19 protein-coding genes and 1 tRNA gene are annotated in these 25,684 nt (G+C 46.1%); 13 read left to right on the top strand and 7 right to left on the bottom strand.

Going from position 1 to position 25,684, the window contains the following annotated elements:
* Nucleotides 1-99: 99 nt before the first annotated feature.
* On the bottom strand, nt 100-960 hold the full coding sequence (gene folD / locus AACQ42_RS09945; protein ID WP_010317168.1) for a bifunctional methylenetetrahydrofolate dehydrogenase/methenyltetrahydrofolate cyclohydrolase FolD: 861 nt from the start codon (nt 958-960) through the stop codon (nt 100-102).
* Nucleotides 961-1,161: 201 nt separating this feature from the next.
* Here folD and AACQ42_RS09940 point away from each other — a divergent pair.
* Both AACQ42_RS09940 and AACQ42_RS09935 read left to right on the top strand, forming a co-directional pair.
* A tRNA-Arg gene (locus AACQ42_RS09940) sits at nt 1,162-1,238 on the top strand.
* A gap of 233 nt (nt 1,239-1,471) precedes the next feature.
* Entirely contained in the window at nt 1,472-2,578 is a 1,107-nt protein-coding gene (locus tag AACQ42_RS09935) for a M23 family metallopeptidase (RefSeq protein ID WP_094165711.1), read from the top strand.
* A 116-nt stretch (nt 2,579-2,694) separates the two neighbouring features.
* On the opposite strand, the gene AACQ42_RS09930 is transcribed toward AACQ42_RS09935, so the two are convergent.
* A complete protein-coding gene (locus AACQ42_RS09930; protein ID WP_013857204.1) occupies nt 2,695-3,108 on the bottom strand; it encodes a VF530 family protein in 414 nt (137 codons plus the stop codon).
* Between the two features lie 331 nt (nt 3,109-3,439).
* On the opposite strand from AACQ42_RS09930, the gene AACQ42_RS09925 reads away from it, so the two are divergent.
* The 3 genes from AACQ42_RS09925 (at nt 3,440) to AACQ42_RS09915 (ending at nt 7,404) form a co-directional block, all read left to right on the top strand.
* Nucleotides 3,440-4,771, top strand: coding sequence for a ferredoxin reductase family protein (locus AACQ42_RS09925; RefSeq protein WP_176429675.1), 1,332 nt, complete (start codon nt 3,440-3,442; stop codon nt 4,769-4,771).
* A gap of 214 nt (nt 4,772-4,985) precedes the next feature.
* Nucleotides 4,986-5,885: a homocysteine S-methyltransferase family protein gene (locus tag AACQ42_RS09920; RefSeq protein ID WP_017047789.1), complete on the top strand. Its 900-nt coding sequence runs from the start codon at nt 4,986-4,988 to the stop codon at nt 5,883-5,885.
* A complete protein-coding gene (locus AACQ42_RS09915; protein WP_094165709.1) occupies nt 5,872-7,404 on the top strand; it encodes a BCCT family transporter in 1,533 nt (510 codons plus the stop codon). Before AACQ42_RS09920 ends, AACQ42_RS09915 begins: the two co-directional genes overlap by 14 nt.
* A 97-nt stretch (nt 7,405-7,501) precedes the next feature.
* Here AACQ42_RS09915 and AACQ42_RS09910 read toward each other — a convergent pair whose 3' ends face one another.
* Together AACQ42_RS09910 and AACQ42_RS09905 are read right to left on the bottom strand one after the other, a co-directional pair.
* The gene (locus tag AACQ42_RS09910; RefSeq protein ID WP_094165708.1) at nt 7,502-9,283 is read right to left on the bottom strand and encodes an alpha-amylase family protein; all 1,782 of its coding nucleotides are present in this window, start codon (nt 9,281-9,283) and stop codon (nt 7,502-7,504) included.
* 197 nt (nt 9,284-9,480) lie between these two features.
* Complete coding sequence (locus AACQ42_RS09905; protein ID WP_026028635.1) at nt 9,481-10,719, bottom strand: DEAD/DEAH box helicase; 1,239 nt, start codon at nt 10,717-10,719, stop codon at nt 9,481-9,483.
* Nucleotides 10,720-11,043: 324 nt separating this feature from the next.
* Between AACQ42_RS09905 and AACQ42_RS09900 the strand changes: the two genes are divergently transcribed.
* Nucleotides 11,044-11,817: a hypothetical protein gene (locus AACQ42_RS09900; RefSeq protein WP_094165707.1), complete on the top strand. Its 774-nt coding sequence runs from the start codon at nt 11,044-11,046 to the stop codon at nt 11,815-11,817.
* Between the two features lie 47 nt (nt 11,818-11,864).
* On the opposite strand, the gene AACQ42_RS09895 is transcribed toward AACQ42_RS09900, so the two are convergent.
* Nucleotides 11,865-13,232 (bottom strand): L-serine ammonia-lyase, encoded by a 1,368-nt coding sequence (locus AACQ42_RS09895; RefSeq protein WP_094133680.1) that lies wholly within the window; start codon nt 13,230-13,232, stop codon nt 11,865-11,867.
* A 123-nt stretch (nt 13,233-13,355) separates the two neighbouring features.
* Between AACQ42_RS09895 and AACQ42_RS09890 the strand changes: the two genes are divergently transcribed.
* The 7 genes from AACQ42_RS09890 to AACQ42_RS09860 all read left to right on the top strand — a co-directional run bounded on the left by AACQ42_RS09890 (nt 13,356) and on the right by AACQ42_RS09860 (nt 22,168).
* Complete coding sequence (locus tag AACQ42_RS09890) at nt 13,356-14,825, top strand: protein adenylyltransferase SelO (RefSeq protein ID WP_094165706.1); 1,470 nt, start codon at nt 13,356-13,358, stop codon at nt 14,823-14,825.
* Nucleotides 14,826-14,942: 117 nt separating this feature from the next.
* Nucleotides 14,943-15,671: a response regulator gene (locus AACQ42_RS09885; protein ID WP_026028047.1), complete on the top strand. Its 729-nt coding sequence runs from the start codon at nt 14,943-14,945 to the stop codon at nt 15,669-15,671.
* 2 nt (nt 15,672-15,673) lie between these two features.
* A complete protein-coding gene (locus AACQ42_RS09880; protein ID WP_017044591.1) occupies nt 15,674-17,128 on the top strand; it encodes an ATP-binding protein in 1,455 nt (484 codons plus the stop codon).
* Between the two features lie 147 nt (nt 17,129-17,275).
* Nucleotides 17,276-18,529 carry an ABC transporter substrate-binding protein gene (locus AACQ42_RS09875; protein ID WP_026027514.1) on the top strand — a complete coding sequence of 418 codons (1,254 nt, stop codon included), beginning with the start codon at nt 17,276-17,278 and terminating at the stop codon, nt 18,527-18,529.
* Nucleotides 18,530-18,987: 458 nt separating this feature from the next.
* On the top strand, nt 18,988-19,983 hold the full coding sequence (locus AACQ42_RS09870) for a TRAP transporter substrate-binding protein (RefSeq protein WP_017044592.1): 996 nt from the start codon (nt 18,988-18,990) through the stop codon (nt 19,981-19,983).
* A gap of 133 nt (nt 19,984-20,116) precedes the next feature.
* Entirely contained in the window at nt 20,117-20,803 is a 687-nt protein-coding gene (locus tag AACQ42_RS09865; protein ID WP_094165740.1) for a TRAP transporter small permease, read from the top strand.
* Nucleotides 20,804-20,806: 3 nt separating this feature from the next.
* Nucleotides 20,807-22,168: a TRAP transporter large permease gene (locus tag AACQ42_RS09860; protein WP_013857190.1), complete on the top strand. Its 1,362-nt coding sequence runs from the start codon at nt 20,807-20,809 to the stop codon at nt 22,166-22,168.
* Nucleotides 22,169-22,217: 49 nt separating this feature from the next.
* Here the strand turns inward: AACQ42_RS09860 and AACQ42_RS09855 are convergent, their stop codons facing one another.
* Both AACQ42_RS09855 and AACQ42_RS09850 read right to left on the bottom strand, forming a co-directional pair.
* Complete coding sequence (locus AACQ42_RS09855) at nt 22,218-23,558, bottom strand: sigma-54-dependent transcriptional regulator (RefSeq protein ID WP_094165705.1); 1,341 nt, start codon at nt 23,556-23,558, stop codon at nt 22,218-22,220.
* A 49-nt stretch (nt 23,559-23,607) separates the two neighbouring features.
* The gene (locus AACQ42_RS09850) at nt 23,608-25,395 is read right to left on the bottom strand and encodes a sensor histidine kinase (RefSeq protein WP_094165704.1); all 1,788 of its coding nucleotides are present in this window, start codon (nt 25,393-25,395) and stop codon (nt 23,608-23,610) included.
* Between the last annotated feature and the right edge of the window lie 289 nt (nt 25,396-25,684).

Genomic DNA, 25,684 nt, shown 5'->3' with positions numbered 1-25,684 from the left:
TAAGTTGGTTTGTAACGCAAGAACCCCAGCGCAGTGCTGGGGTTCTTTGGCTCGCTGATCATAGCTATCAATAACCACTAGCAATAATCAATAACAAGATCAGTTATTGGGGTGAAATTGCTCGCACGCCAACAGGGTGTTTTCAATCAAACTAGCAACCGTCATTGGCCCGACACCACCCGGAACAGGGGTGATCAAGCTTGCTTTGGTGCGCGCTACATCGTACTCGACATCGCCAATCAGTTTGCCTGACTCCAAGCGGTTGATGCCCACATCAATCACCACGGCACCTTCTTTAATCCATGCACCGGGAATAAAATTGGGTTTACCAACGGCCACCACCAACAAATCAGCTTGGCGAACATGGTGCTCTAAATCTTTAGTGAAGCGATGGCATGTGGTTGTGGTGCAACCAGCCAGTAGCAGCTCTAACGTCATTGGTCGGCCGACAATATTGGATGCGCCCACAATCACCGCATGCTTACCACGCAGTTGAACGTTATAGCGCTCAAGCAAAGTGATGATCCCTTTGGGCGTGCAAGAGCGCAGTTTAGGAATGCGTTGGGCTAAACGGCCCACATTGTAAGGGTGAAAACCATCGACATCTTTTTCAGGAACAATGCGTTCAAGCACATGGGTTGTGTCAATCCCAGCAGGTAAGGGCAGTTGCACTAAAATGCCGTCAATTTCAGGGTCGGCATTGAGCTTATCGATTAACGCCAGTAGCTCCTCTTCACCTGCAGTTGCTGGAAGATCATAGGATTTAGAAACAAAACCTACTTCTTCACAAGCACGACGTTTGCTGCCGACATACACTTGTGACGCAGGATCTTCTCCCACCAGCACCACCGCTAGCCCCGGAGCTCGAAGGCCCACTTGAGTGCGAGCTTTTACCCGCGCCGCTACTTCAGAGCGAACCGTCTGGGAGATGAGTGTCCCATCAATATTTTGAGCAGTCATGGCTTTCCTTACACATTGGTCGCAAATATTTTTGGGCGCATTGTCGCAGATATTTAAAGTAACATCTATAAGCAAACGTTTGCTTTGTTCTGTTTTTCGTCACATGGTTAGCAAATGGCAGTTTTTTAGGCATTTGAAACAGAATGTTAGAGAAAGCGATTGATTTACGGAGTTCAACTCGTATAATCCTGTCCCTGTAGCGCGCCCTTAGCTCAGCTGGATAGAGCACGTCCCTTCTAAGGATGTGGTCGTAGGTTCGAATCCTACAGGGCGCGCCATTTATTCAAGAAAGCCCCGATAACTCAAAAAGTTGTCGGGGCTTTTGTTTTTCATGTTCATCCGTTCGGTTTTTTACTCCGATGGTACTTTTGTGCAGAGTGTTGATAATTTCATCGCTTTCATCTTATTACATCTTGCTCCTACTGGCCTCGCAAAACGCACCTTCTTAGCTATCCCACGAATATTTTGTGCCACACTCTATGTGAAATTTAATTCATATGGAGGGTGTGTAATGAATCTAACCAAATCTTCTTTAGTGACATGGTTTATCTGTTTTAGCCCAATGGTGGTAAGCCATCAGTTGTATCCTGATGTCGATACTCCACGGCTTAACGAAGCGCAGCTTGCAGAGAGCCAACTGCCATTTTCTCTGATTAGCGATGATGAGTTTGTTTTTCGACCTCATCAACGTCCTTTCAATATTGAAGATTTTATTGGTACCCATCAGCCAAATTGGCTTGAGCTTGTCGAGTCAGTTAGCCATTGGGCTGGGGCAACGGGGGTTGATCCTCGAGTGTTATTGACCACTTTAGCGTTATTAGAACAAGAGAGTGCTTTGGATCAAAGCTTGGACGATAGACAGCGGCAGATCAAAGATATTGCGAATCAACTGTCTCAGCGTTTTTATCACTATCAAGAAAGTTCATCGGCTCTTCAATACAATGCTGCGACGTTAGCGGTCATGCAGCAATTGAATCGGGTGGATGATTGGGCATTATGGAAATCGCAATATGAGCTTTGGTTTGGTGCTTTCAGCGAACCACAAAACACACCAGCTCCTATGCGTATGGGAAACCTCATTGCTTCGCCTAGTGAGGGGTTTATGCAGTGGCCATGGCGCAAAGGGTATCAGTGGATACCTAACGGTACGCATGCGCACAGTGGCTCAGGTTTTCCGCTTTCTTCAATCGACGTTTCTTACGATTGGCCAGCTTGGGGCGCGCCAACTTACAGTGTAACGGCCGCGCATGATGGCTACGTGTCGGTGATGTCTCGGTGCCAACTGCGCGTGACGCATCCAAACGGTTGGGCGACGAACTATTACCATATGGACGGAATCCAAGTCGCGAATAATCAGTGGGTGACGAAAGACAGTAAGTTGGGTGTTTATGCTAATCAGCGTTCCATTGCTTTGTGTGAAGGTGGATCGTCCACCGGCCCTCACTTGCACTTCTCATTGCTTTATCAAGGGCGTTTTCAATCTTTACAAGGTGTGAGTTTTGGGCCATATAAGGTTCAGACTGGGCGATATAGTTACGATAATCATTGCCAATATACATGGCTGTATGACCAACGTAAGCAACAGAAAGTCTGCTTATGGCAACCTATTTATAATTAAGGTTCACGCTGAAATGTTGTGATGGAAAATGTTGGTGCAAGGTTCTCTTACACCAACATTCATTTTGTGCTCAACCGATTTGTTGTGTCGTGAGCCGATCACTGACTTATCGTTCTTTAACGACGAAACGAACGGTTACGTGCGGAACGCTCTTTATGGGCAGAAGCCGCTTTAGCCTGTGAGTTTAAAATGGAATCAACCGTCAGCTCCATTGGCTCTTTAGGTTTGAGGCCATGTGGGAAAGTGCGCGCGCGCGGTGGCAGATCATATTCTTCAGCTGAAGCGCGTGGCATACGTTTAAAGCGATATAGGTAGAAGTTTTCTACTTTCTCTCTCGCCCAATCGGTTTTATTGAGATATTTCACGCTGCTGGCAACCGATGGGTTGGTATGGAAGCAGTTAAAACGCATTGCCGTATCGAGAATATCCCAACCGTAAAAATCCACTAGTTCTTGCAGTAATGTTTCTAACTTAAGACCGTGTAATGGGTTATTTCTTTGTAATTCAATTCTTTCTTCTTCAGTCATCATAACGAGTTCCTAAGTAGTTCACTAACCGAGGCCAGCAGGGGTGTATGGTTTTCGTTGGTTTTTTATTCAAACAACGTGGCATCACGAATGATCATCTCTTAACACGCTAGTTGAAGGGGCCGCATTCTAACAGAATTCAGTGACCCTCCCTAAGATTATCGTGCGGAAGATCAGCGTTGTTTGATTGGTCAGATTTTTCTGCGTTCAATAAAAGGACATAGCGCTTAAAGAGTTTGGATTGCCCTCTTTACACAGATTTACTTGTTACTTCATCTACTTTACGTTGTGATTGTTACTCTTAGATAACCTTTTTATTTGAGTGGTTATTGTGATGAGCAGAGTAAGCAAAACGGTATTGATTGTGATGGTGGTTGTCTCGGTATTATGGATGCAAGCCGAGCCAACGCTTTTGGTGTCTGAAAACCTCTTCAAGTGGCGATCGGCTTTTATTCAGTGGTCAGGCATTTTGTCCATTGTGGCGATGTCATTGGCTATGGTGCTGGCGCTTCGTTTGCCCCTTGTTGAACAGTGGACACAAGGAATCGATAAAGGCTATCGGATACACAAATGGCTGGGTATTTCGGCCACGTTGCTTGGTTTATTTCACTGGCTTTGTTACCAGATACCGAAATGGATGATTGCACTTGAGCTCCTGACTAAACCTAATCGGCTCAATGGCTCTGGTCCACAGGGGAACTTGTCGGGTTTTGCGCTTTGGGTAAAAGAGATGCGCCCGATTGGGTTAGCCATTGGCGAATGGGGGTTCTATTCATTATTGCTGCTGGTGGGTGTATCACTGTGGCTAACCATTAAATACAAACCGTTTCGCTTATCGCACCGTTTGATGGCGGTGGTGTACCCTTTGCTGGCTGGGCATTCGGTATTATTGTTGAAAAAGGCGTATTGGGGCTGGCCGATTTATTGGTTAGTGTTGATGTTTATTGCGCTTGGCTCCGCGGCAGCAGTCTACAGTTTGCTTGGATTTGTGGGCCGAAATGCACGTTATTCAGCGAAGATTAGCGCATGCCACTACTGCGCAGCGAGCCAAACGTTAGATTTAAGAATTAAGATGGAGAAACCTTGGCCCGGGCATAAAGCAGGGCAGTTTGCCTATTTGAGTTTTGTTGGCGAAGAGCCGCATCCGTTTACTATTGCTTCGTACAATGAGGCTAATGAGCTGCGATTTTTGATCAAAGAGCTCGGCGATTTTACCACAGGCCTTTATAAGAGAATTACCGTGGGTGAGCCGATTGAGGTCGAAGGTCCATATGGACGATTTGAGTTTTATAGTGATAGGCCACAAGTCTGGATTGGTGGCGGTGTCGGCATCGCTCCATTTATGGCTGGGTTAGATTATTTACACACGGTAAAAGCGCATCCGGCTACTTATCTGTTTTTCTGCTGCCACCATGCAGAGCAAGCCCTGTGTGATGAGCTTAAGCAGAAAGCATTGCGTGCAGGTGTCTCCCTCACAGTGATTGATTCAAGCATTGCGCCGCATTTGTCTGCCGAGACTATTGCTCGCCAGTGTGGTGATTTAAGTGGTTTTGAGTTTTTCTTTTGTGGCCCTGTTGCGTTTTCACGGACTTTAAAACAGGCGTTGAAGCCTTACCATGTAGACGTTGAAACTCAGTTCCATGAAGAGTTGTTTATGATGCGTTGAGTATTTGTTGTGAAATGACCAAGCCCCATGTTTTCTAAGAATTACAGCACGAATGACAGCATGAACAACAGATAGTGACCTTGCGAAAAAGAATAGATAAATCAAGTCACTTACTTGAATAAAATTCATATTGCACTTCAATGTTATTCACTATGATCTTGCTCACAGTATGCTTCAATGGCACTGACCAATAAAGCATTATGGATACGATATTATGAGCAAATTAACCCTTCTTGATGGTGGTATGGGGCGTGAATTAAAAAGAATTGGCGCCCCTTTTTCTCAGCCACTTTGGAGCGCGCAAGCGCTGATTGAATCTCCACAACATGTTCGTTTAGCTCACCAAGGATTTATTGATAGCGGTGCCGACATCATCACGGTGAATAGCTATGCGTGTGTCCCTTTTCACTTGGGCGAGTCACTATATCAAACCGATGGTGCAAGGTTAGCGAGCTTAGCCGCGCAGATTGCTGCGGAAGTAGCACAACAGTCAGAACGTCCGATTTTAGTGGCGGGTTCTATGCCACCGGCGATGGGAAGCTATCGGCCTGATCTCTTTCAAGCCGAAGTCGCGCGAGCGATTTCACTCACTTTGTATCAAGCACAAGATCCTTATGTGGACGTCTGGTTAGCGGAGACGATTGCCAGTTTAGAAGAGTTGAGCATGATCCAATCGGTGTTTGCCTCATCAACCAAGCCTTGCTATTACGCACTGACTCTGAAAGATGACTCTAATATCGCACAATTGCGTTCTGGGCAGTCAGTGTCTGAAGCCACAGAACAAATCTATTCTGCGGGTGGGGCGGGTATTTTCTTTAACTGCTCAATACCCGAGGTGATGGCTGATGCCATTCAACAGGCGAAAATGGTGTTGGAAGGCCGAGCGCAAAAGATTGAAATCGGCGTTTATGCAAACAGTTTTACGCCGATTAAATCGGATCACGCCGCTAACGAAACCGTACAAGCCATGCGTGAGTTTAGTGCAGAAGATTATCTCGCATTTGCCAAGCAGTGGTATGCCCTCGGTGCAACCGTGATCGGCGGATGTTGCGGCATCACCCCTCGCCATATTCAAGCACTTTATGAATGGAGGCGCAGTTTTGAAAAATCTTAATTATGGATTGGCTTTTCCTGCGATTGCGTTAGTACTTGTTTTGTTGACGGTTTCTGCGCTTTATCCAGCCACCTCTCAAGCGATGGCGGCGCAAGCTATGGGCTGGGTGAGCCACTGGTTTGGCTGGTTAGTACAGATGGCAAGTTTGGCGTTAGTGGTTTTTTTACTGTGGCTGGCGTGTTCGAAATACGGCCGCATTCGTTTAGGTGAAGAAAAAACCGAATACAGTAATTTTTCTTACGGCGGGATGATTTTTACCGCTGGCGTCGGGGCGTCACTCATTTACTGGGCGATAGGTGAACCGATGTATTACTACAATCCGCCGTTATTTGCTGAGCCTAATAGTTATCCTGCTGCGGCATGGGCCGTTACTTACTCTATTTTTCATTGGGGCATTACAGGTTGGGCGATTTACTGCTTTCCAGCGATTCCGTTTGCTTATGCATTTTATGTACAAAAAAAACGCACGTTAAAAGTTTCCAGTTTGTGTTCTTCGGTAGTGGGTGACCATCCTTTGGTGGCAAAAAGTATCGATCTATTGTCGATTTTTGGTACGTTGGCCGCGTTTGCTAGCTCGCTAGCCTTAACTGTGACCTTGGTCAGCGCCGGTGTGGCAGAGCTGTTACAGATTGAGAATAGCCTTGGCTTACAAGGCACAATTATTGTGCTTTTTGTGGCTGCGTTAGTGGTTGTGATGGGGGTTGGTTTTAATCAGGGCATCAACATGATTTCTAACTGGACAGTCAGCATGGCGGTGTTGTTTGCCCTGTTTGTATTATTGGCGACTCAACCTTCTTTCATTCTTAATAGTTTCACTGACTCGCTGGGCGTGATGTTGGATAATTTCTTTAGAATGTCATTGTGGACAGACCCTGTTCAGCAAAGTGGTTTTGCACAAGGCTGGACTCAGTACTATTGGTTTTGGTATTACGCGTACTTGATTATGATGGGCCTATTCATCACGCGAATTTCTCGTGGACGAACGATTCGTGAAGTGGTTTTGTACACCATCTCGATGGGCGCTTTGGGCTGCGCATTTTTTATCTCCATTTTTGGTGGCTATGCGGTGTGGGCTCAAATGCTGGGCGGTTTACCCGTTCAGGGCTGGATGGCAGAAGGTGGCTTAACCTACGCAGTGGTTTCATTGATAAAAACCTTGCCTGGGGGAAATGGGGTGCTTGGGCTATTTCTGCTCATTCAGTTTTTATTGATGCTGACCACTATGTCCAGTGCGAGTGTTGCGACGGCGATGCTCACCACCAATGAATTGGCTTTGAATGGTGATCCCGATAACCGAGTAAAATTGCTTTGGGCCTGTGCGATTGGGCTGATCAGTTTAAGTGTATTTTTGGCTGGGGGAGGGATTGAAACCATTAAGTCGCTTTGTGTGGTCGCAGGCCTTCCTATGATGTTCATTTACGCCATCATGCTCAAAACCTTTTTACATACTTTAGGCATTTTGCCCAATCAGCATGAGCGGGAATCTGATCAAGAGCCCGTGTTAATGAAAGTCACTTAAAGCAAGCCTTAACCTTATAGCCTTTAGCAAAACAAGCCAGCACGATGAAGATGCTGGCTTGCTGTATTGAAAGAAGACCAATGACTCTCTTTGAGGTTTAAATATTATTGAGAACCATGAAATGGGTCGAAAGTGGGGTGAAGTCGATCATCACATAGCTCTCTTGTTCGTTGACGAAGAGCGTCAGCGTTTGTTGATTTAGCGGGTCGAATAGAGTGTGCTCACCACAGGTTAACTGCCAATAAGTGGTCAATGCTTTAGGTAAATGCAGTTTTACGGTTTTGCCACTTGTGGCACTGAAGTTCGCTGCGATGATCAGCTTTTGTGACGGGTTAGAGCGAGCAAAGGCAAATAAGCCATCTTGTTGGTCGGAGAAGTGTTCAACATTGGCGGCGTACAGATCATGATATTCACCGGTCAGTGCGGGGCTCTGTTTGACTAAATTCAGTAATGTTGAGTAGAAATGGCGCAGCTGCTTCTCGCTCTCGTTTAATTGGCCACCATCAAATGCGCCGTTATTCATCCATTTTTGGTGTTGTGGAACACCGATATAGTCAAAAATAGAGGTGCGAGAAGGCTGGCCAAAGCCGGCATGTTCCGCTCCAGGTTCGCCCACTTCTTGCCCAAAATAAAGCAAGGTTGGTGAGCTGGATAAACAGGCTGAAATCAACATGGCTGGGCGTGCTTTATGTGCTTCCCCTGCAAATTCAGGTGAGGCAATTCTCTGCTCGTCATGGTTTTCTAAGAAATGCAGCATGTGATGCTCAATGTCGCGCAGTTGATATTCAATACGACCAATCTCTTTGGTAGAGCCGTGTCCTTGCATGATGGCTTTGAGACTATCGTAAAGGTCGACTTTGTCGTACAGATAGTCCATTTTCCCGATCTGGATGTAATCGCGGTATAAATTTGGCTGATACACCTCTGCCATTAAAAAAGCATCGGGGTTGTGTAGTTTAATTGCCGAGTTGAGATAGCTCCAAAATTCAATCGGTACCATTTCGGCCATATCATAACGAAAGCCATCCACGCCTTTATCGATCCAATAAAGAGCGATATCTCGAAATTTACGCCATGAATCCGGGACACTTTTGTCTTGCCAGAAAACGGCGTGTTCAAGGTGAGATAGAAAACGGTATTGCTGCGGAAGTTCGGTAAAATCTTTGCTTCCATCCGGTTTGATGCCGTAGTTTATTTTGACGGTTTCATACCAATCATCGATGTTCGGCTTGGCCAAACGAGATCCATTGCCTGTCCATTTTGCGGGGTGTTCGTAAAACGGGGTGGCTAAATCTGGGTGGCATTCACCGCCCAACGGTAGCAATGAGGTGGGAATATCTGGCAGTTTAAAGGAGGTGTCGGGTAGGTAATAGAAGTTATTGTCCCTGGCGTATTGCACACTGGTATCATCATTTTCACCAAAATCATTGACTCCGACAGGGTTATTGAGCCCTTGATATTGGCGCGCCACGTGGTTAGGGACAATGTCGATGATGACTTTCATGCCCGCTTGGTGTGTACGCTTAATCAAGGCTTCAAATTCGTCATTACGCTGAGCTGGGTCGTCGGCTAAATCAGGGTTTATCGAATAGTAGTCTTTAATGGCGTAAGGCGAGCCCGCTCTACCTTTGACAACACTTGGGTGATCATTCTCTATTCCCCATGCACGGTAATCACCCACCAGTGCGTGATGTAAAACACCGGTATACCAAATATGAGTGATCCCAAGTTGATGAATTGCATTGAGTGCATCGTCAGTGAAGTCACTTAATTTACCGACGCCATTTTGTTCTTTCGTTGCCCAAGGTGTGTAGCAACAGTTTGTATTACCGAATAAGCGCGTGAAAACTTGATAGATAGTGTATTTGTTGTAAGCCATAACGTGTCAACCTAAGCGATGATGGGATGCGAGAAATAGGAGATGAGTTGCAGGCTAATAGAAGTTGATGAAGACAGAATCATCCTTGGGTAGTGATTTTGGGGCGTAGAGAGAAAGAAGGCGTAAAAGTGTGATGCGGGAATGGTTTAGTCAACAAAATCCCACCGGGCGGTGGGATTTGTAAAGAAGCATTATGCTTATGAGCGTTTTTCTTGTTTAGGGCGAGGGCTACGACGCGGTGCACTTGAGTGCTCGTTATCACGTTTTTTCAAGTGGTAATTTAAAATGGAAATAGGCACGTCTTTTTTCGGTGTGAAACCTTCAATTTCTTTACGCACAAGCAAATGTCCTAAGCGGCTTTCAATCATGCACAAGTTTTTAAAATCATCGCGTGATACGAGAGAAATTGCTTCGCCGGTTGCACCAGCACGACCGGTTCGTCCAATACGGTGAATGTAGTTCTCCGCAGGATAAGGCAAGTCGTAATTCACCACTCTTTCTAAGTTATCAATATCAATACCGCGCGCGGCAACGCCCGTTGCAATCAAAAATTGCAGTTTACCTGCTTTGAAATCGGCTAATAATTTTTCACGAACTTCTTGGCTACGGCCACTGTGAAACGCCTCTGCCGCAATGCCACGCTTTTCCAGTTGGCTCGCCAGCTTTGCCGCACCGTGTTTGGTTTCGATGAAAATCATCGCTTGTTGCCATTGGTTTTCAGTAATCAAATGGCTCAGTAGTGCAGATTTTTGATCTTTATCGACAGTGATAATCCACTGCTCGATTTGATTTGGCGTGCGGTTGTAACCAGCGACATCAATTTCAATCGGATCATTAATGGCTGATTTGGCCAACTCACGCACTGGACGAGAAAGGGTCGCCGAAAACAGTAAGTTCTGACGGTTTAGTGGCAGGCGATCAACAATTTTATTGATGTCTTCAATGAAACCCATGTCGAGCATGCGGTCAGCTTCATCCATCACCAACACTTCAAGCTCATCAAAATGAACGGCGCGTTGGCCATACATATCAAGCAAGCGCCCCGGCGTGGCGATCAAAATATCCACCCCTTCAATCAAGCGTTGTTTTTGTTTTTGCGAATCGACACCGCCGTACATCGCAAGGCAGGTTAAGGGCAGATACTTGGCGTATTGAGTGACGTTCTCTTCCACTTGCAGAGCCAATTCGCGAGTGGGCGCTAAAATTAATGCGCGAACACGTTTGGCGCGCTGAGTTGTTCCTTGACTAAGCATCTGCAAAATGGGCAGTACAAAGCTAGCGGTTTTACCCGTGCCGGTTTGCGCTGCCGCAATGACATTTTTACCCGTCAAAATGGCTGGGATTGCCTGTTCTTGAATCGGTGTTGGGGCAGAATAGCCGAGTTCGTGAACGGCTTTTAAGATTGGATCGCTCAATCCTAGGTTGGAAAATGGCATGCGGGCTCTCAGAGTTAAAAAGTCAAAACAGTTAGCAAGCGATGGCTTTCTCATCGTAAGGCGCTACGCCCTAATACTTTGAGTGCAACTCATCGCAAATTCGGCGCATTCTAGCATGAACTTTTCAAATGCGGTGAGATACCTCAGTGTCAGCGATTGTCTCCTTATTCAGAATAGCGCCTCGTTGCCGAGTCACTAATATGAGATACCAATAAGATTGTTATCAATGAGTGCAGGGAGTTGGATTGGCATCACAGAGCTTTTAGAACAAGTGGGATCTATTTTCGATATATTAACCTTACTTATTTGGCAGGGAATAGATTCATGGAATATCAGCAGCTACCGATTCAGTATACTGTGGTGAGTGCGTTAAAATTAGTCCAAAAAAATTGGCTGACTCTCATGCTGCAATCTTCACCTTTTTTGGTAGTGAATCTCTATTTCACGATTGGTGTTGTTGACTTTGATGATCCACAACAGTTGTTTACATTAACGAATGTGATTGTTTATGTGCTTTATACGGTAACGGCGGCGATGGCGACAGTGCGCTTGCATCGTTTGGTTCTGCTGGGTGAAAAATCTTGCCGTTTGAGCACGATTTTTTATTTAAGTTCGCGTGAATTGCGCTTTATTGGATGGTGGGCTGCTTTAGGCGCTATGCTGTTTGCCATTCTAATCATACCCATGTTTATCATTGGCTCGCTGGCAAATATAGTGACTATGCCAATGTGGTTAATCCAGCTTTGTACCTATGCCGCAATGCTGCCTATTGGCTGGTTTATCTCCCGCTGGTCATTAGTTTTGCCAGCAACAGCACTAGATCATCAACCTAGAGGTTTGAGTGCCGCGTGGCAAATGTCAAAGCCCCACGCCAAAGCACTATTTGTGCTGATAGGTGTGATCCCCATGCTTATCAACGCACTACTACAGCCCTTGTTTAATCTGCATTTTCTGCCATTGACATTACTATTGTCACTCGTCTGGTTAGTGGTTTGTGCGGTTGAGATTTGTGTGTTGTCGCTCAGCTTTCAGTGGATTGTGCAGCGAGAAGCGATTACCCAGAACCAAGAGTTACGCATTCCTGAATTTACCGCTTAAATAAGCCCTGTATTCACACAGGGCTTGATGAGGATTGAACGGTATTACTATTCACAAGGTGGTGATAGGTGGATTAACGCTAAGCCGCCTAACGAGGTTTCTCGATATTTCCGATTCATATCTTTCCCCGTCTGGTACATGGTCTCAATCACTTTATCTAGAGAAATTAAGCATTTGCTGGTCCGTTTTAGGGCCATGCGTGAAGCGTTAATCGCTTTCACGGCTCCCATTGCATTGCGTTCGATGCAAGGGACTTGAACTAAGCCACCCATTGGGTCGCATGTCATACCCAATGAATGCTCCATGGCAATTTCAGCCGCCATGCAAATTTGTTCGTTGCTGCCACCTCTTAGCGCGGTCAACCCTGCCGCTGCCATTGAGGAAGAGACTCCAATCTCCCCTTGACAGCCTACTTCGGCCCCCGAAATAGAAGCATTGGTTTTGTACAAAATACCAATAGCGCCAGCCACGGCGAGAAAATCTTTCAACTGCTTAGTGTCAAGCTCTCGGATAAAGCGGTGGTAATACATTAATACGGCGGGTATCACTCCTGCCGCGCCATTGGTTGGCGAGGTGACCACTTGCCCTCCCGCTGCATTTTCTTCACTGACCGCGAAAGCAAACAGGTTAATCCAGTCCATAATCTCCATTGGGTCACTTTCAATCGCCGCGTTAGCTTCGAGCTTTTTGAGCAGTGCTGGCGCGCGGCGCGTGACATGCAACCCACCTTCGAGAATGCCTTCCGTTTCAAAGCCGCGCTGCATGCAGAGTGACATCACTTTCCAAATTTGATCGGCTTTGTGGTTAATCGTTTCAAGATCATGAAACGCTATTTCATTGCGCAAAACGAGACTGCCTAAACTTAAGCCATGTTTTTCGGCTTTAAAGAGTAATTCATCAGCTGAAGTAAAAGGAAATTCGACCTCCACGTGTGCATTTGCACTACCGTGTTCCAACTCTTTGGCGGTAGCAACAAAACCGCCTCCCACCGAGTAGTAAGTTTCAAAGGCTAACGTTTCTCCTTGCGATCCAAAAGCGGTAATCGTCATACCATTTTCATGTAAGGGAAGATTAGTATTTTGGAAGAGGAGGTCTGTTTTTAGCTGGAATGGAATGAGCTGTTTTCCCGCTAAATTAAGCTCGCCGTGTTCAATAGCATGCGCTAGCGCTTGATTGGCGCTGGTGATTTTGATGGTGTCAGGCTTATTGCCCAGCAGGCCTAATATCACGGCGCGATCCGTGTGGTGGCCACGTCCTGTAAGTGATAATGAACCGTAAAGGTCAATCTGCACTCTTGCCACTTGCGTTAAATCAGCAATGATTTGGCTAAATTGATAGCCTGCAATCATTGGCCCATTGGTGTGTGAGCTAGAAGGGCCCACACCAATTTTAAAAATATCAAAAATGGATAACATCGACTTCACCTTGAATGTGACCTGTAATAGGTGACAACTTTGCCTAATAATACCCTAGTCTAGAGCTCAAGTATTTGCTAACGTGCAAAAGTCTAACCAAAAACCATATTATGAGGACTTCGCATGTCGATTTGGGATCAAGTAACACTGCACACTCGCTATGGTGAATTACCCTCGGCTTTTTATTCTCAAGTGAACCCAACGCCTTTAGACAATGTGCGTTGGGTTGCTTGGAATGCCTCACTGGCTGGCGATTTGTCTTTACCAGTACAACCTAATGATGAGCTACTGCACAGCCTGTCTGGCCAAGTTATTCTCGCGCAATTTAAGCCATTAGCGATGAAATACGCGGGCCATCAATTTGGTATTTATAACCCTGATTTGGGTGATGGCCGTGGGTTACTGTTGGCCGAAATCGAGAGTAAAACGGGGGAAGTGTATGATCTGCATTTGAAAGGTGCAGGGCTTACGCCTTATTCGCGTATGGGGGATGGCCGCGCCGTACTGCGCTCCACTATTCGCGAATACTTGTGTAGTGAGGCGATGGCGGGTCTTGGGATTGCGACCACAAGAGCATTAGCGATGATGAGCAGTGACACGCCTGTTTATCGAGAAAAACAAGAGCGAGGTGCGCTGCTGGTACGTGTAGCGCAGAGCCATATTCGCTTTGGTCATTTTGAACATTTTTTCTATACCAACCAATTAGCAGAGCAAAAGCAACTGGCTGATAAAGTGATTGAGTGGCATTACCCTGATTGCCTTACACAAGAAAAACCTTATGCGGCCATGTTTAGTCACATTGTTGAGCGTACTGCTAAGATGATTGCCGATTGGCAAGCGGTTGGATTTGCCCATGGTGTGATGAATACCGACAACATGTCTATCCTCGGTCAAACCTTTGACTACGGTCCTTTTGCTTTTCTCGACGATTATGAACCGACTTATATTGGCAATCACTCCGATTATCAAGGCCGCTACGCGTTTGATCAGCAGCCGCGCGTGGCGTTGTGGAACCTGTCCGCTTTAGCACATGCATTGTCACCGTTAGTTGAAAGAAGCGATTTGGAAGCGGCACTCGCCCAGTTTGAAGCACAGCTCGGCCGTTATTTTAGCCAGCAAATGCGTCGTAAATTGGGGTTATTGACCTCTCTGCCCGGTGATTCGGTGTTGTTTGAGCAACTGTTTGAGTTATTAACCAAAAATCACACTGACTACACTCGTTTTTTCCGGCAATTATCCAATTTGGATCACGAAGGGGAGCAACCTGTATTGGATCTCTTCATTGACCGCGGCGCGGCACAAGTTTGGCTTGAACAGTATCTGGCTCGTTGTGAGCGAGAAATCGACAGTTCGGGGAACGCGATTTCGATTGAGCAGCGCTGCGCAGAGATGAGAAAAGTGAATCCGAAATATATTTTGCGTAATTATTTGGCTCAACAAGCGATCGATAAGGCAGAACAAGGTGATTACCAACAAGTGCACCAATTAGCACAATTGTTAGCCAACCCTTATGCCGAGCAGCCGGAAAAGAGTCATTTTGCCCAGCTTCCTCCTGAATGGGGGAAAAAAATGGAAATCAGTTGTTCCTCATAAGTAACGCATTTTGTGATCTCTATCTAGACAGAATTCAAACTTTACATAAATATCAATAATCAAAAAAATGACCTATAGCTACACTAGGCCGATCAGTTGAAAATATGGATAGTGGACATGCAGGCAAGAACGCGCATTCTAGTCGTGGATGATGACGAAGAGATTCGGCAATTATTAGATGAGTACTTGACGAAGTCTGGTTTTGATATCGTCACCACCGCGGATGGCATCGAGCTATTAGCCTATTTGGAACGCAACAGTTATCCCGATCTTATTTTGTTGGATGTGATGATGCCCGGAGACGATGGTTTTACTTTATGCCAAAAAATCCGTCGTCATTCGAACGTTCCTATCATTATGTTGACCGCGGTTTCTGATGAAACTGACCAAATCATTGGTTTAGAAATTGGCGCGGATGATTATGTGGCGAAACCTTTTAACCCGCGTCAGTTAATGGCGCGCATCAAGGCTTTGCTGCGCCGGGTACAAGTCAATGATGAAAAAACAACCGATGCGCTGCCCAAACAGATTACGTTTGGTGATTGGCAACTCGATACCTTGTCACACCGAATTACACATCTAGAGCGTGCCGATGAGCATGACTTGTCGGGCAGTGATTTTGCACTACTGATGCTGTTTTTAACCCGGCCTAAGGAAGTGCTTGATCGCGATACCATCTCATTTGCTACTCGTGGACGTGAAGCGCTCCCTTTTGAGCGAGGTATCGACGTGCAACTTAGCCGTTTACGTCAGCGATTGGGTGATAGTGCAAAATACCCTCACTACATTAAAACTATGCGTGGCAACGGCTATATTCTGGCCGTTCCGGTCAGTTACGGCCATTAAAAATGACGCTAAGACGTCTCTTTTCACGATTAAAACCCAACTCTCTTGTCTCACGAACACTGCTGCTGACTTTGTTGGCGGTGGTGATAGCGCAGGGCATCGCAACGGCGATTTGGTACAGCCAATCTAAACAAAAAGAGTTGGAAGGGATCAGTTCCGTTTCTTCTAGCATGGCAGGTATGTTTGCTTCCACCGTGACCTTTTTTCAATCACTACCCGTCAAATATCGGCATATCGTGCTGGATCAAATTCGCAATATGGGGGGAACCCGTTTTTTTGTCTCATTCAATAAAGAGCCATTGACTGTGGAGCCGATTATCGATACGCCGCTCAAGCGAGCTTCAGTCGATGCGGTGAGGGAAGTGTTGCAACAAAAGCTCAATAACGTTGAGAGTATTCAAGTTGAATTTACCAAACCAGAACATTTGCGATTACTAAAAAACGATATTTTTCTCAGCGACTTACCCAAGTCGTGGGCCTACCATACACTCACACTTGAACCGCTAAACCCGCCAGTGCTGGTGGTGCAAATCGAACTCTCAAGCCATGAATGGGTTTACGTGGCGGCGCTACTTCCCGCTCCATACGTGAAATTGGATGACACTCTACTAAGAAAAGAGCAGATCTTATTTCTCTTTTTTTCCACCACCATTTTGTTAGCGTTGACCTACTTGCTTATGCGCCGCCAAGTTCGGCCACTGAGAAATTTAGCCAAAGCGGCGAATGAGATGAGTATGGATATTGCCCAGCGTCCCTTGCGTGAAGAGGGGGCGACAGAATTGATTACGGCGACCCGCGCATTCAATCGTATGCAGCAACGAATTCGACGTTACGTGGCCGATAGAGAGCATCTGTTTTCGGCCATCTCTCATGATTTAAAAACACCCATCACCCGCTTACGCCTAAGGGCTGAATTGCTCGAAAGCGATGTTAAGCGCGAAAAATTTAACCGCGATCTCGATGAGCTAGAGATGATGGTTAAAGGGGCATTGCAGTGCGTGCGAGATACCGATTTACACGAAAATAACAGCAGTATTGATCTCAATGAGATGATTCAGACGATTGCTGAAGGGTACAACTTAACTCGCCAAGTGGTCCATTTTACGCCTACACAGCTTGAACCGATAATCGCTAAGCCTCTAGCTATTCAACGAGTATTGACAAACTTGATTGGCAATGGCGTGAAGTATGGTCAGCAAGTGTGGGTGAAGTTGGAAGAAAATCCAGAGTGGGTGGTTATCACCATTCAAGACCAAGGCCCGGGGATCCCGATAGATAAATTAGAAGCGGTCTTTGAGCCCTATTTTCGCCTTGCCGATGATGACCAAGGCCACGGTCTTGGTCTTGGAATATGCCGAAGTATTTTACATGGACACGGCGGAGATCTCATTTTACGCAATCCAGCTCATGGTGGTCTGGAAGCACAAGTCTTTATCCCACCTACGTTAGCGGTGTAGTGTAACGCTTTCGTTACGTTAAAATTACGGTTTGTTTCAACGAAAAAAATTTTCTTTGATTAGACTAGTAGGTAAACGATCAGCACTTTAATGGTTAATAAAAGTTTGCGAATCAGGTTTGCCGAATCAAAACCAAGGAAGATGATGATGAAATTCCATAACACTCTGCTTGCTTTATCTTTCCTCTCTGTTTCTTTCATCCCTTCGACTCATGCTGGTGAAGTGGAAGTACTCCATTGGTGGACTTCCGGTGGTGAAGCCAAGTCGATAGCTGTGCTCACCGAAATGTTGGAGCAGCAAGGCCATAGTTGGAAAGATTTCGCTGTCGCAGGTGGTGGTGGTGAAAGTGCCATGACGGTATTGAAAACGCGCGCGGTGTCGGGTAACCCACCGTCGGCGGCTCAAATTAAAGGACACGATATTCAAGAATGGGCGGGGCTTGGTTTTCTCACGAATCTTAATGATGTAGCCAAACAGGGTGGTTGGGATGAAGTCGTACCACCGATGATCACCAATGTCATGAAGTGGAATGGCCAGTATGTGGCCGTGCCAGTTAACGTGCATCGCGTCAACTGGTTGTGGGTTAACCCTGCGGTACTGGCTAAAGTGGGTGCTAAAGTGCCAACTACGTTAGACGAGTTTTTTGTTGCGGGCGATAAGATCAAAGCCGCGGGTTATGTGCCACTGGCGCACGGTGGTCAACCTTGGCAAGACGCGACGGTTTTTGAAACGGTGGCGTTGAGCGTTCTTGGCTCACAAGATTACGTGAAAGCATTTGTTGAGCTTGATATGGCTGTGCTCGCGGGCGACAAAATGGTTGACGTGTTCAGCCAGTTTAAAAAAGTTCATGACTACATTGATGTTAACTCTCCAGGCCGTGATTGGAACGTTGCGACTTCAATGGTGATAAATGGTGAAGCGGCGATGCAGATCATGGGCGACTGGGCAAAAGGGGAGTTTACCGCAGCGGGCAAAGTTGCGGGTAAAGATTACCTGTGCGTGGCCGCGCCAGGTACGGCCGATCAATTTATCCATAATGTCGATAGTTTTGTCTTTTTTGAGCTAACTGATGCAGACAATAAGCAGGCGCAAAAAGCACTAGCCGCCACGATCCTAGATCCTAAATTCCAAGAGGTATTTAACCTCAACAAAGGCTCGATCCCGGTACGCACAGATATGAATATGTCAAAATTTGACCAGTGCGCGTTGGACTCAATGGCGGCCTTTAAAGCGACGGCTAAGTCCAACAACCTTGTGCCCAGTATTGCCCATGGTATGTCGACAACCAGCTATGCCCAAGGCGCGATTTTTGATGTCGTAACGAACTTCTTCAATGATCCGAAAGCGGATCCAAAACAAGCAGCACAAAAACTAGCGAAAGCGGTGAAAGCTGCGATGTAGCCCTAACCCCCAGAGTGGGTAGGTTTTTTAGCCTGCCTGCTCACCCTCTTCTTGTAGCACACCACTTTCTGTGTGCTACTAACATAATCTGTCGGTTCTAACCAATTAGCGCGCTCTCCGATAAAGAGCTCGGGGGGAGTGCCCAAACTAGGCTTGCTGTTTGGGCGGAGGGTGCGCTTCCTTCCTGTTTCACATTTTTTTGTCATTCTCATCGCCGCCCTTTGATGGATTTAGCTGGGTGTCATTTCCCACCCAAAATTCATATTCCTTGGGTCATTTTCTACCCATTTTTTCTTTATATCATAAGATTCTATGGGTTGTTGTTAACTGAATAGCTGGTGACACCTTATGGTTACTGGCTTGTTAATGGAATGTGTCATGTTGGCTTGTTAATTGCCTTATAGAAAACAACCAGCACCCATTGATGGGGCTGATATGTTCAATCAAGGAGAATAATAATGTTAAAGCCACTGACTTTGCTGACCGCTTCCATTCTTGCTGTAACTAGTTTTAATGCGGCCGCAAATTGCGACCCCGGCGAAATCGTCATTAAATTTAGCCACGTCACGAATACAGATAAGCACCCTAAAGGCATTGCGGCTTCGCTGCTTGAAGAGCGTGTTAATAAGGAGATGAATGGTAAGGCTTGCCTACAAGTTTTCCCTAATTCAACCTTATACGATGACGACAAAGTATTGGAGGCCATGCTAAACGGCGATGTGCAGCTAGCGGCGCCTTCATTATCAAAATTTGAAAAATTCACCAAAAAATTCCGTATTTTTGACCTGCCATTCCTATTTGAGGATGTGGACGCAGTTGACCGTTTCCAAAACTCAGCTGACGGTGAAAAACTAAAGAATTCAATGACACGTCGTGGGGTGAAAGGGTTGGAATTTTGGCATAACGGTATGAAACAGATGTCAGCCAATAAACCTCTACTCGTTCCGGCGGATGCAAAAGGATTAAAGTTCCGCGTGCAAGCATCTGATGTACTGGTGGCTCAGTTTGAGCAGCTTGGTGCAAACCCGCAAAAAATGTCTTTTGCAGAAGTGTATGGCGGTTTGCAAACTAAAGTTATTGATGGTCAAGAAAATACATGGTCCAACATTTACGGTAAGAAATTCTTTGAAGTGCAAGATGGCATTACCGAAACCGATCACGGCATTTTGGACTACCTAGTGGTGACATCGAGCAAGTGGTGGGACAGCCTGCCAGCCGACGTGCGTGACCAGTTCGCGACCATTTTAAAAGAAGTCACTGAAGCGCGTAATGCGGAATCAAATAAAGTCGAGCTCCAAAATAGACAATACGTGTTGGAAGCCGGAGGCGTGATCCGCACTCTCACACCTGAACAGCGCCAGCAATGGGTTACAACGCTGAAGCCTGTGTGGCAGAAATTTGAAAAAGACATCGGTTCAGATTTGATTGAGGCAGCGCTGGCTTCAAACAAATAATCAGCCTCCAACCCCACCTTGCGTGGTGGGGTTGGACTCAACGCGTTTATTGCTCGTCTCATTGATAACTAACCTGAAGCCGTGCGGTGACCTTGAGTCAATTCCGATAATTACTATGAGAGCGATGTATCACATGGAACACTCTTTTTTCTCTAAAGTCGGCCGATTTACCGATGCGATTGAAGAAATGCTGATTGCATTCTTCTTGGGCTCGATGACCTTATTAACGTTCGTTAACGTTGTTTATCGCTATGTTTTTAACGGCAACATTTTATGGGCATTGGAATTAACCGTGTTCATGTTTGCATGGATGGTACTGGTTGGTGCGTCCTATGGGGTAAAGAAACACTTTCACATCGGAGTTGATGTGGTCATTAACATGGTGCCAGCAACCATGCGAAAAGTGTCTGCACTGGTCGCGGTGGCTTGTTGTTTAACCTTTTCTATTTTACTGCTCATCGGTTCGTGGAATTACTGGTATCCGTTTGCGACTGAGCGTGCTTGGTATGAAACCGACGATATTCCTATGCCGGAAATGCTGCAATTTCTCTCCGATTGGCTCAATGAAGGGGAGCGCTATGAAAAAATGCCGCGCTTTATTCCATACATGGCATTGCCTATCGGGATGGGATTACTCACTTTTCGCTTTTTACAAATCGCCTATCAAATTCTCAGCGGTAAGTTAGACAGAATGATTTCTGGCCATGAAGCCGAGGAAGATCTTGAAGCGCTGAAAGCGGAAATGGCACAAGTGAGCGAGACCATATTAGAGCCGAACCGCGAAGCGACCCCGCCTATTGATTCTCGCAAGGAGCGTTAATTCATGGATATTTTACTGCTGTTTGTTATGGTCATCGGCTTTATGTTAGTCGGTGTACCCATTGCTATCTCGCTCGGATTATCCAGCGTTCTGTTCCTACTTTGGCACTCCGATACTTCTTTAGCGTCAGTGGCTCAAACCTTGTTTAACGCTTTTGAAGGCCATTACACTTTGCTTGCGATTCCATTTTTTATTTTGGCTTCCAGCTTTATGTCAACCGGAGGTGTGGCAAAACGCATTATCCGTTTCGCTATCGCTATGGTGGGTTGGTTTCGGGGAGGGCTGGCGATTGCTTCGGTAGTGGCCTGTATGATGTTTGCAGCGCTGTCAGGTTCTTCACCGGCGACAGTGGTGGCGATCGGCAGTATTGTTATTGCTGGAATGGTCAAAAATGGCTACAGCAAAGAGTTTGCTGCGGGGGTTATTTGTAATGCTGGTACATTGGGCATCTTGATCCCACCTTCGATTGTAATGGTCGTGTACGCCGCTGCCACTGATGTATCGGTAGGGCGCATGTTTTTAGGCGGTGTGATCCCCGGTTTATTAGCGGGTTTGATGCTGATTGTTGCTATCTACATTTTTGCACGAATTAAAAACCTGCCGAAACAACCTTTTGTGGGTTGGAAAGAAGCGATCTTCGCCGCCAAAGATGCCAGCTGGGGTTTGTTGCTGGTGGTGATCATTCTCGGCGGGATTTACGGTGGTATCTTTACGCCAACCGAAGCGGCTGCGGTGGCAGCGGTATACGCTTTCTTGATTGCCAATTTTGTTTACAAAGATATGGGGCCGTTCGCCGACAAAGAAAATACCAAACCTGCCTTGGTCAAAATCGTGCAAGCCTTTTTCCATAAAGATACGCAAGCGACTTTGTTTGATGCAGGCAAACTGACCATCATGCTGCTATTTATTATCGCCAATGCATTGATATTGAAACATGTTCTGACCGAAGAGCGCATTCCGCAAATTATTGCTGAATCGATGCTTTCCGCCGGTCTCGGGCCTATAACATTTTTGATTGTAGTCAACATATTACTGCTACTTGGTGGTCAGTTTATGGAGCCATCAGGGCTGCTGATCATTGTTGCTCCATTGGTCTTCCCCATCGCCATCGCACTCGGTATTGACCCCATTCACCTTGGGATCATGATGGTGGTGAACATGGAAATAGGGATGATCACACCGCCCGTCGGGTTAAACTTGTTTGTCACCGCAGGGGTAGCCAAAATGTCGATGATGAATGTGGTGAAAGCGGCGCTACCGTGGGTGGCGATTATGTTCCTATTTTTGATGATTGTGACCTACGTGCCTTGGATTTCCACTTGGTTACCAACCACCTTAATGGGGCCGGAAATCATCACTAAGTAACCAAAATGCTGACCTGAAATTTCTATGGCTGCGGCATGTTATTAGAGCTCTATATTTTATAGAGCTCTTTGTCTAATCCGTAACGCTGCATTTTGTCGTACAACGTTTTACGCGGTACGTTGAGTCTTTCCATTGTTTCATTGATACGCCCACCACACTCAATCAATGCTTGTTCAATCACTGATTTTTCAAATTCGGCCACTTGGTCGACTAAATGGGTGGGTAATTTTTGTGATGGCTCGCTGTCGCCTAACTGAGCCAGTTTCCCCAATAGCACATAGCGCTCTGCGGCGTTGCGTAGTTCGCGCACGTTTCCCGGCCAGTCATGGCTGATTAAGCGCTGCATTTCAGGTTGAGAGAGTGCGGTTGCCGCTTTACCGTAACGAGCCGCGGCCACTAACAAAAAATGATGGAAAAGCGCAGGAATATCCTCTTTACGTTGGCGAAGTGGTGGAATATCTAATGTGACAATGTTTAAGCGATAGTAGAGATCTTGACGAAAGGTGCCTGCTTGAGCTGCTTGCTTTAAATCAACTTTTGTTGCGGCGATGACTCGAATATCCAGAGGAATCAAGGTATTGGACCCAACTCGTTCAATGACTCTTTCTTGCAATACGCGTAATAAACGAATTTGCGCCTGCATCGGCATTGATTCAATCTCGTCCAGAAATAAGGTGCCGCCTTGTGCATGTTCAAATTTGCCAATGCGTTTGGTTTCAGCGCCAGTAAAGGCGCCTTTTTCATGGCCGTAAAGTTCACTTTCTATCAAATTTTCAGGCACTGCGCCGCAGTTCAGTGCGACGAAATTGAGCTCGCGGCGAGAACTCTGCTCATGTAACGAGCGAGCAACTAGCTCTTTTCCTGTGCCAGTTTCGCCAAACAGTAGAATATCAGCCTGAGTGTCGGCGACATGAGTGATGGTGTCCCTTAACGCTTGGATGTTGCCAGTATTACCGATAATGCGTGGTCCAAGAGTTTGGCTCGCTTTTAAGCTGCGTTTTAGCTGCTGATTTTCTAACGTTAAGTGGCGTTTTTCTATCGCGCGGTGGATGGTTTCTATCAAGCGTTCAGTAGCAAAAGGTTTTTCGATAAAATCGTATGCGCCATCGTGCATCGCTTGTACGGCCATCGAAATATCGCCATGTCCTGTGATCAAAATAACAGGGACCTCAGCATCTTGATGATGAATCGAGTTGAGTAAGCTCTGGCCACTGAGGCCAGGTAAGCAAATATCACTCACCACCACAAGAGGCAGCCCGTCGGCTTTGGCCGCCAGTAAGGCTTCTTCCGCACTGGAAAATAACCGCGCTGTGAGGTCGGCGAGCTCGAAACTTTGCGCAATGGCGATACGGATATCCGCCTCATCATCGATAAAAAATACATCACACATTGGTTGTCCTTAACTGCTTTTTATCTTTAAACCATACTTTGTCTGTAAATCACGCGCTTGGCGTAACGATCGGTAGAGAGACTGAAAATCGCGCCCCACACTGCGGTGAACTGGCCATCGTTAACTCACCGTCCATGCTTTGTATTATCTGCTGTGAAATCGACAAGCCTAAGCCTAAGCCATTTTTTTTCGTGGTGAAAAACGGTTCGAAAAGATGGGCTATTTTTTCTTGTGTAATTCCCGGGCCGTTATCATCAATATGGATCAACACTTGAGAGGCCTTGCACTCAGTGCTCAAACGAACGCATTTTTGATGTTGTTCCTCAAGGGCCTGCATCGCGTTGGTTAGCAAGTTAATCAAGACTTGTTCTAGTTGGATTGGATTGACACGCACCCAAAGATCCATCGCGGGTAATTCCATTTCAAACTGAATCAAATTCGATTTAAATTGCGGTTGCATCAACTCTTTTGTCGACAAAATGATCGGTAATAATTGCGCGTTCACTTTCTCATCGGTGTTACTTTTTCGCGCAAACGATTTGAGCTGTTCACTGATTTTAGCCATGCGTTCGGTGAGCGCTGAAATACGAGTCAAGTTGTCATCGGTCCGTTCCGGCTTACCATTGGCTAAAAAACGCCGCCCATTGTCGGCAAAACTGCGGATAGCGGCCAGTGGATTATTCAGCTCGTGACTAATACTGGCGGACATTTGCCCAAGCACAGCCAGTTTCGCTGCTTGAATCAATTCATCTTGAGTTTGGCGTAACATGCTCTCTGTTTTACTTCGCTCCGCAATTTCCGCGTGCAGTGCAGAGGTTCGCTCCATCACCAGAAACTCTAATTTTTGTTTTGCTTCAGACTGTAACTGTTCGATTTGGCGCTGTTTGAGTTGGCGGTGATGAACCAGTAATAGCCCTAAGTAAACGATGGCAAACAGCATGCTGTTGATCAGAGTAAATCCAAAGCTATCCCAGAAAATGTTTATTTTGGGCGATAAAACCCGAATGTTGAGCCCGATACTGGGCAGCGGTTTGGTTGAAACGATGAAATCGCCTTTAATCCAAGTTTGATAAGGATTTTCCCATCCGGCAACGGATGCGCTGAAATCGCCGATCAATCCGAGTGAGCGAATGGAGGTATCAAGATATTGGCGGCTATTTTGAACCGCAATTCGATCGCTTTCGCTCAGCATGGCAACACTTTTAAACAGCCACTCCGGTTGGCTGGACATGAAAATAATGTTGTTGTTGTCGGTGGCGACAAAATAGCTTTGTTTGCTCTGCCAGTTTTCCTCAATCGCGGAAAGGTCCATCTTCACTACCACTACGCCAATGACATCCGCGGCATAAACAATAGGGTAGGAGTAGTAATATCCTCGTTGCCCCGATGTTGATCCTAACGCAAAATATTGGCTCTCTTGCCCAGTTATGGCCGTTTTAAAGTAAGGCCGCCAAGCGAAGTTTCGGCCAATAAATGAATGAGTGAGGTGCCAGTTACTTGCTGCGATCGTGTTGCCATATTGGTCGATGAGGTAGGTGTCAGCGGCTTGAATCACTTCATTGACCTGTTCTAAATAGCGATTAGTGATTTCAATTTGGGCGCTATTGCTGGGGCTGTGTAAAGCGTCAATGAGTTCTTTATCTTTGGCTAGCAATCTTGGGATATGTGCATATTTATCAAGTTTTGTGGTGATGTGGCTAGAGAATCGCTCTAGCTGAGCTTGATGTTCAATCAATAAACTTTGGTAGTTGTGCCGCCAAACAAAATGCGCCCCAGCCGCGGTAGACAAAAGGAATAACGTTACAAAAATAAGGTTTACTCGGCGAATATGTAGCATCCTTTCTCCATGTTCAGCGGCGCGACAAGGGCAGTTCTTTTGCGAGAGATATCCATTTTTGCAAGTGATAATGCTCCCAGCATTGACTCATAATTCTACTGGTTTTCCTTTGGGTGATGTTTAAAAAGAGCGCAATTGTGGGGTGCAAAACAGGAGCAAGATCTCTTTTTACGCTTTTGGGGTAAAAAAAGCCTCGATTCCCTTGAAAAAGCCTTTATTGTCCCCATTTCAAAACTGTGCTTTTTCACGTTGGTGGAATTTTTAGCACTTAGAAAGCAATTTAGGGTAC

The organism is Vibrio sp. V12_P9A6T4 (genome assembly GCF_963874835.1).
Taxonomy (GTDB): Bacteria; Pseudomonadota; Gammaproteobacteria; order Enterobacterales; family Vibrionaceae; genus Vibrio; species Vibrio anguillarum.
This window is presented reverse-complemented; position numbering and strand designations above follow the sequence as displayed.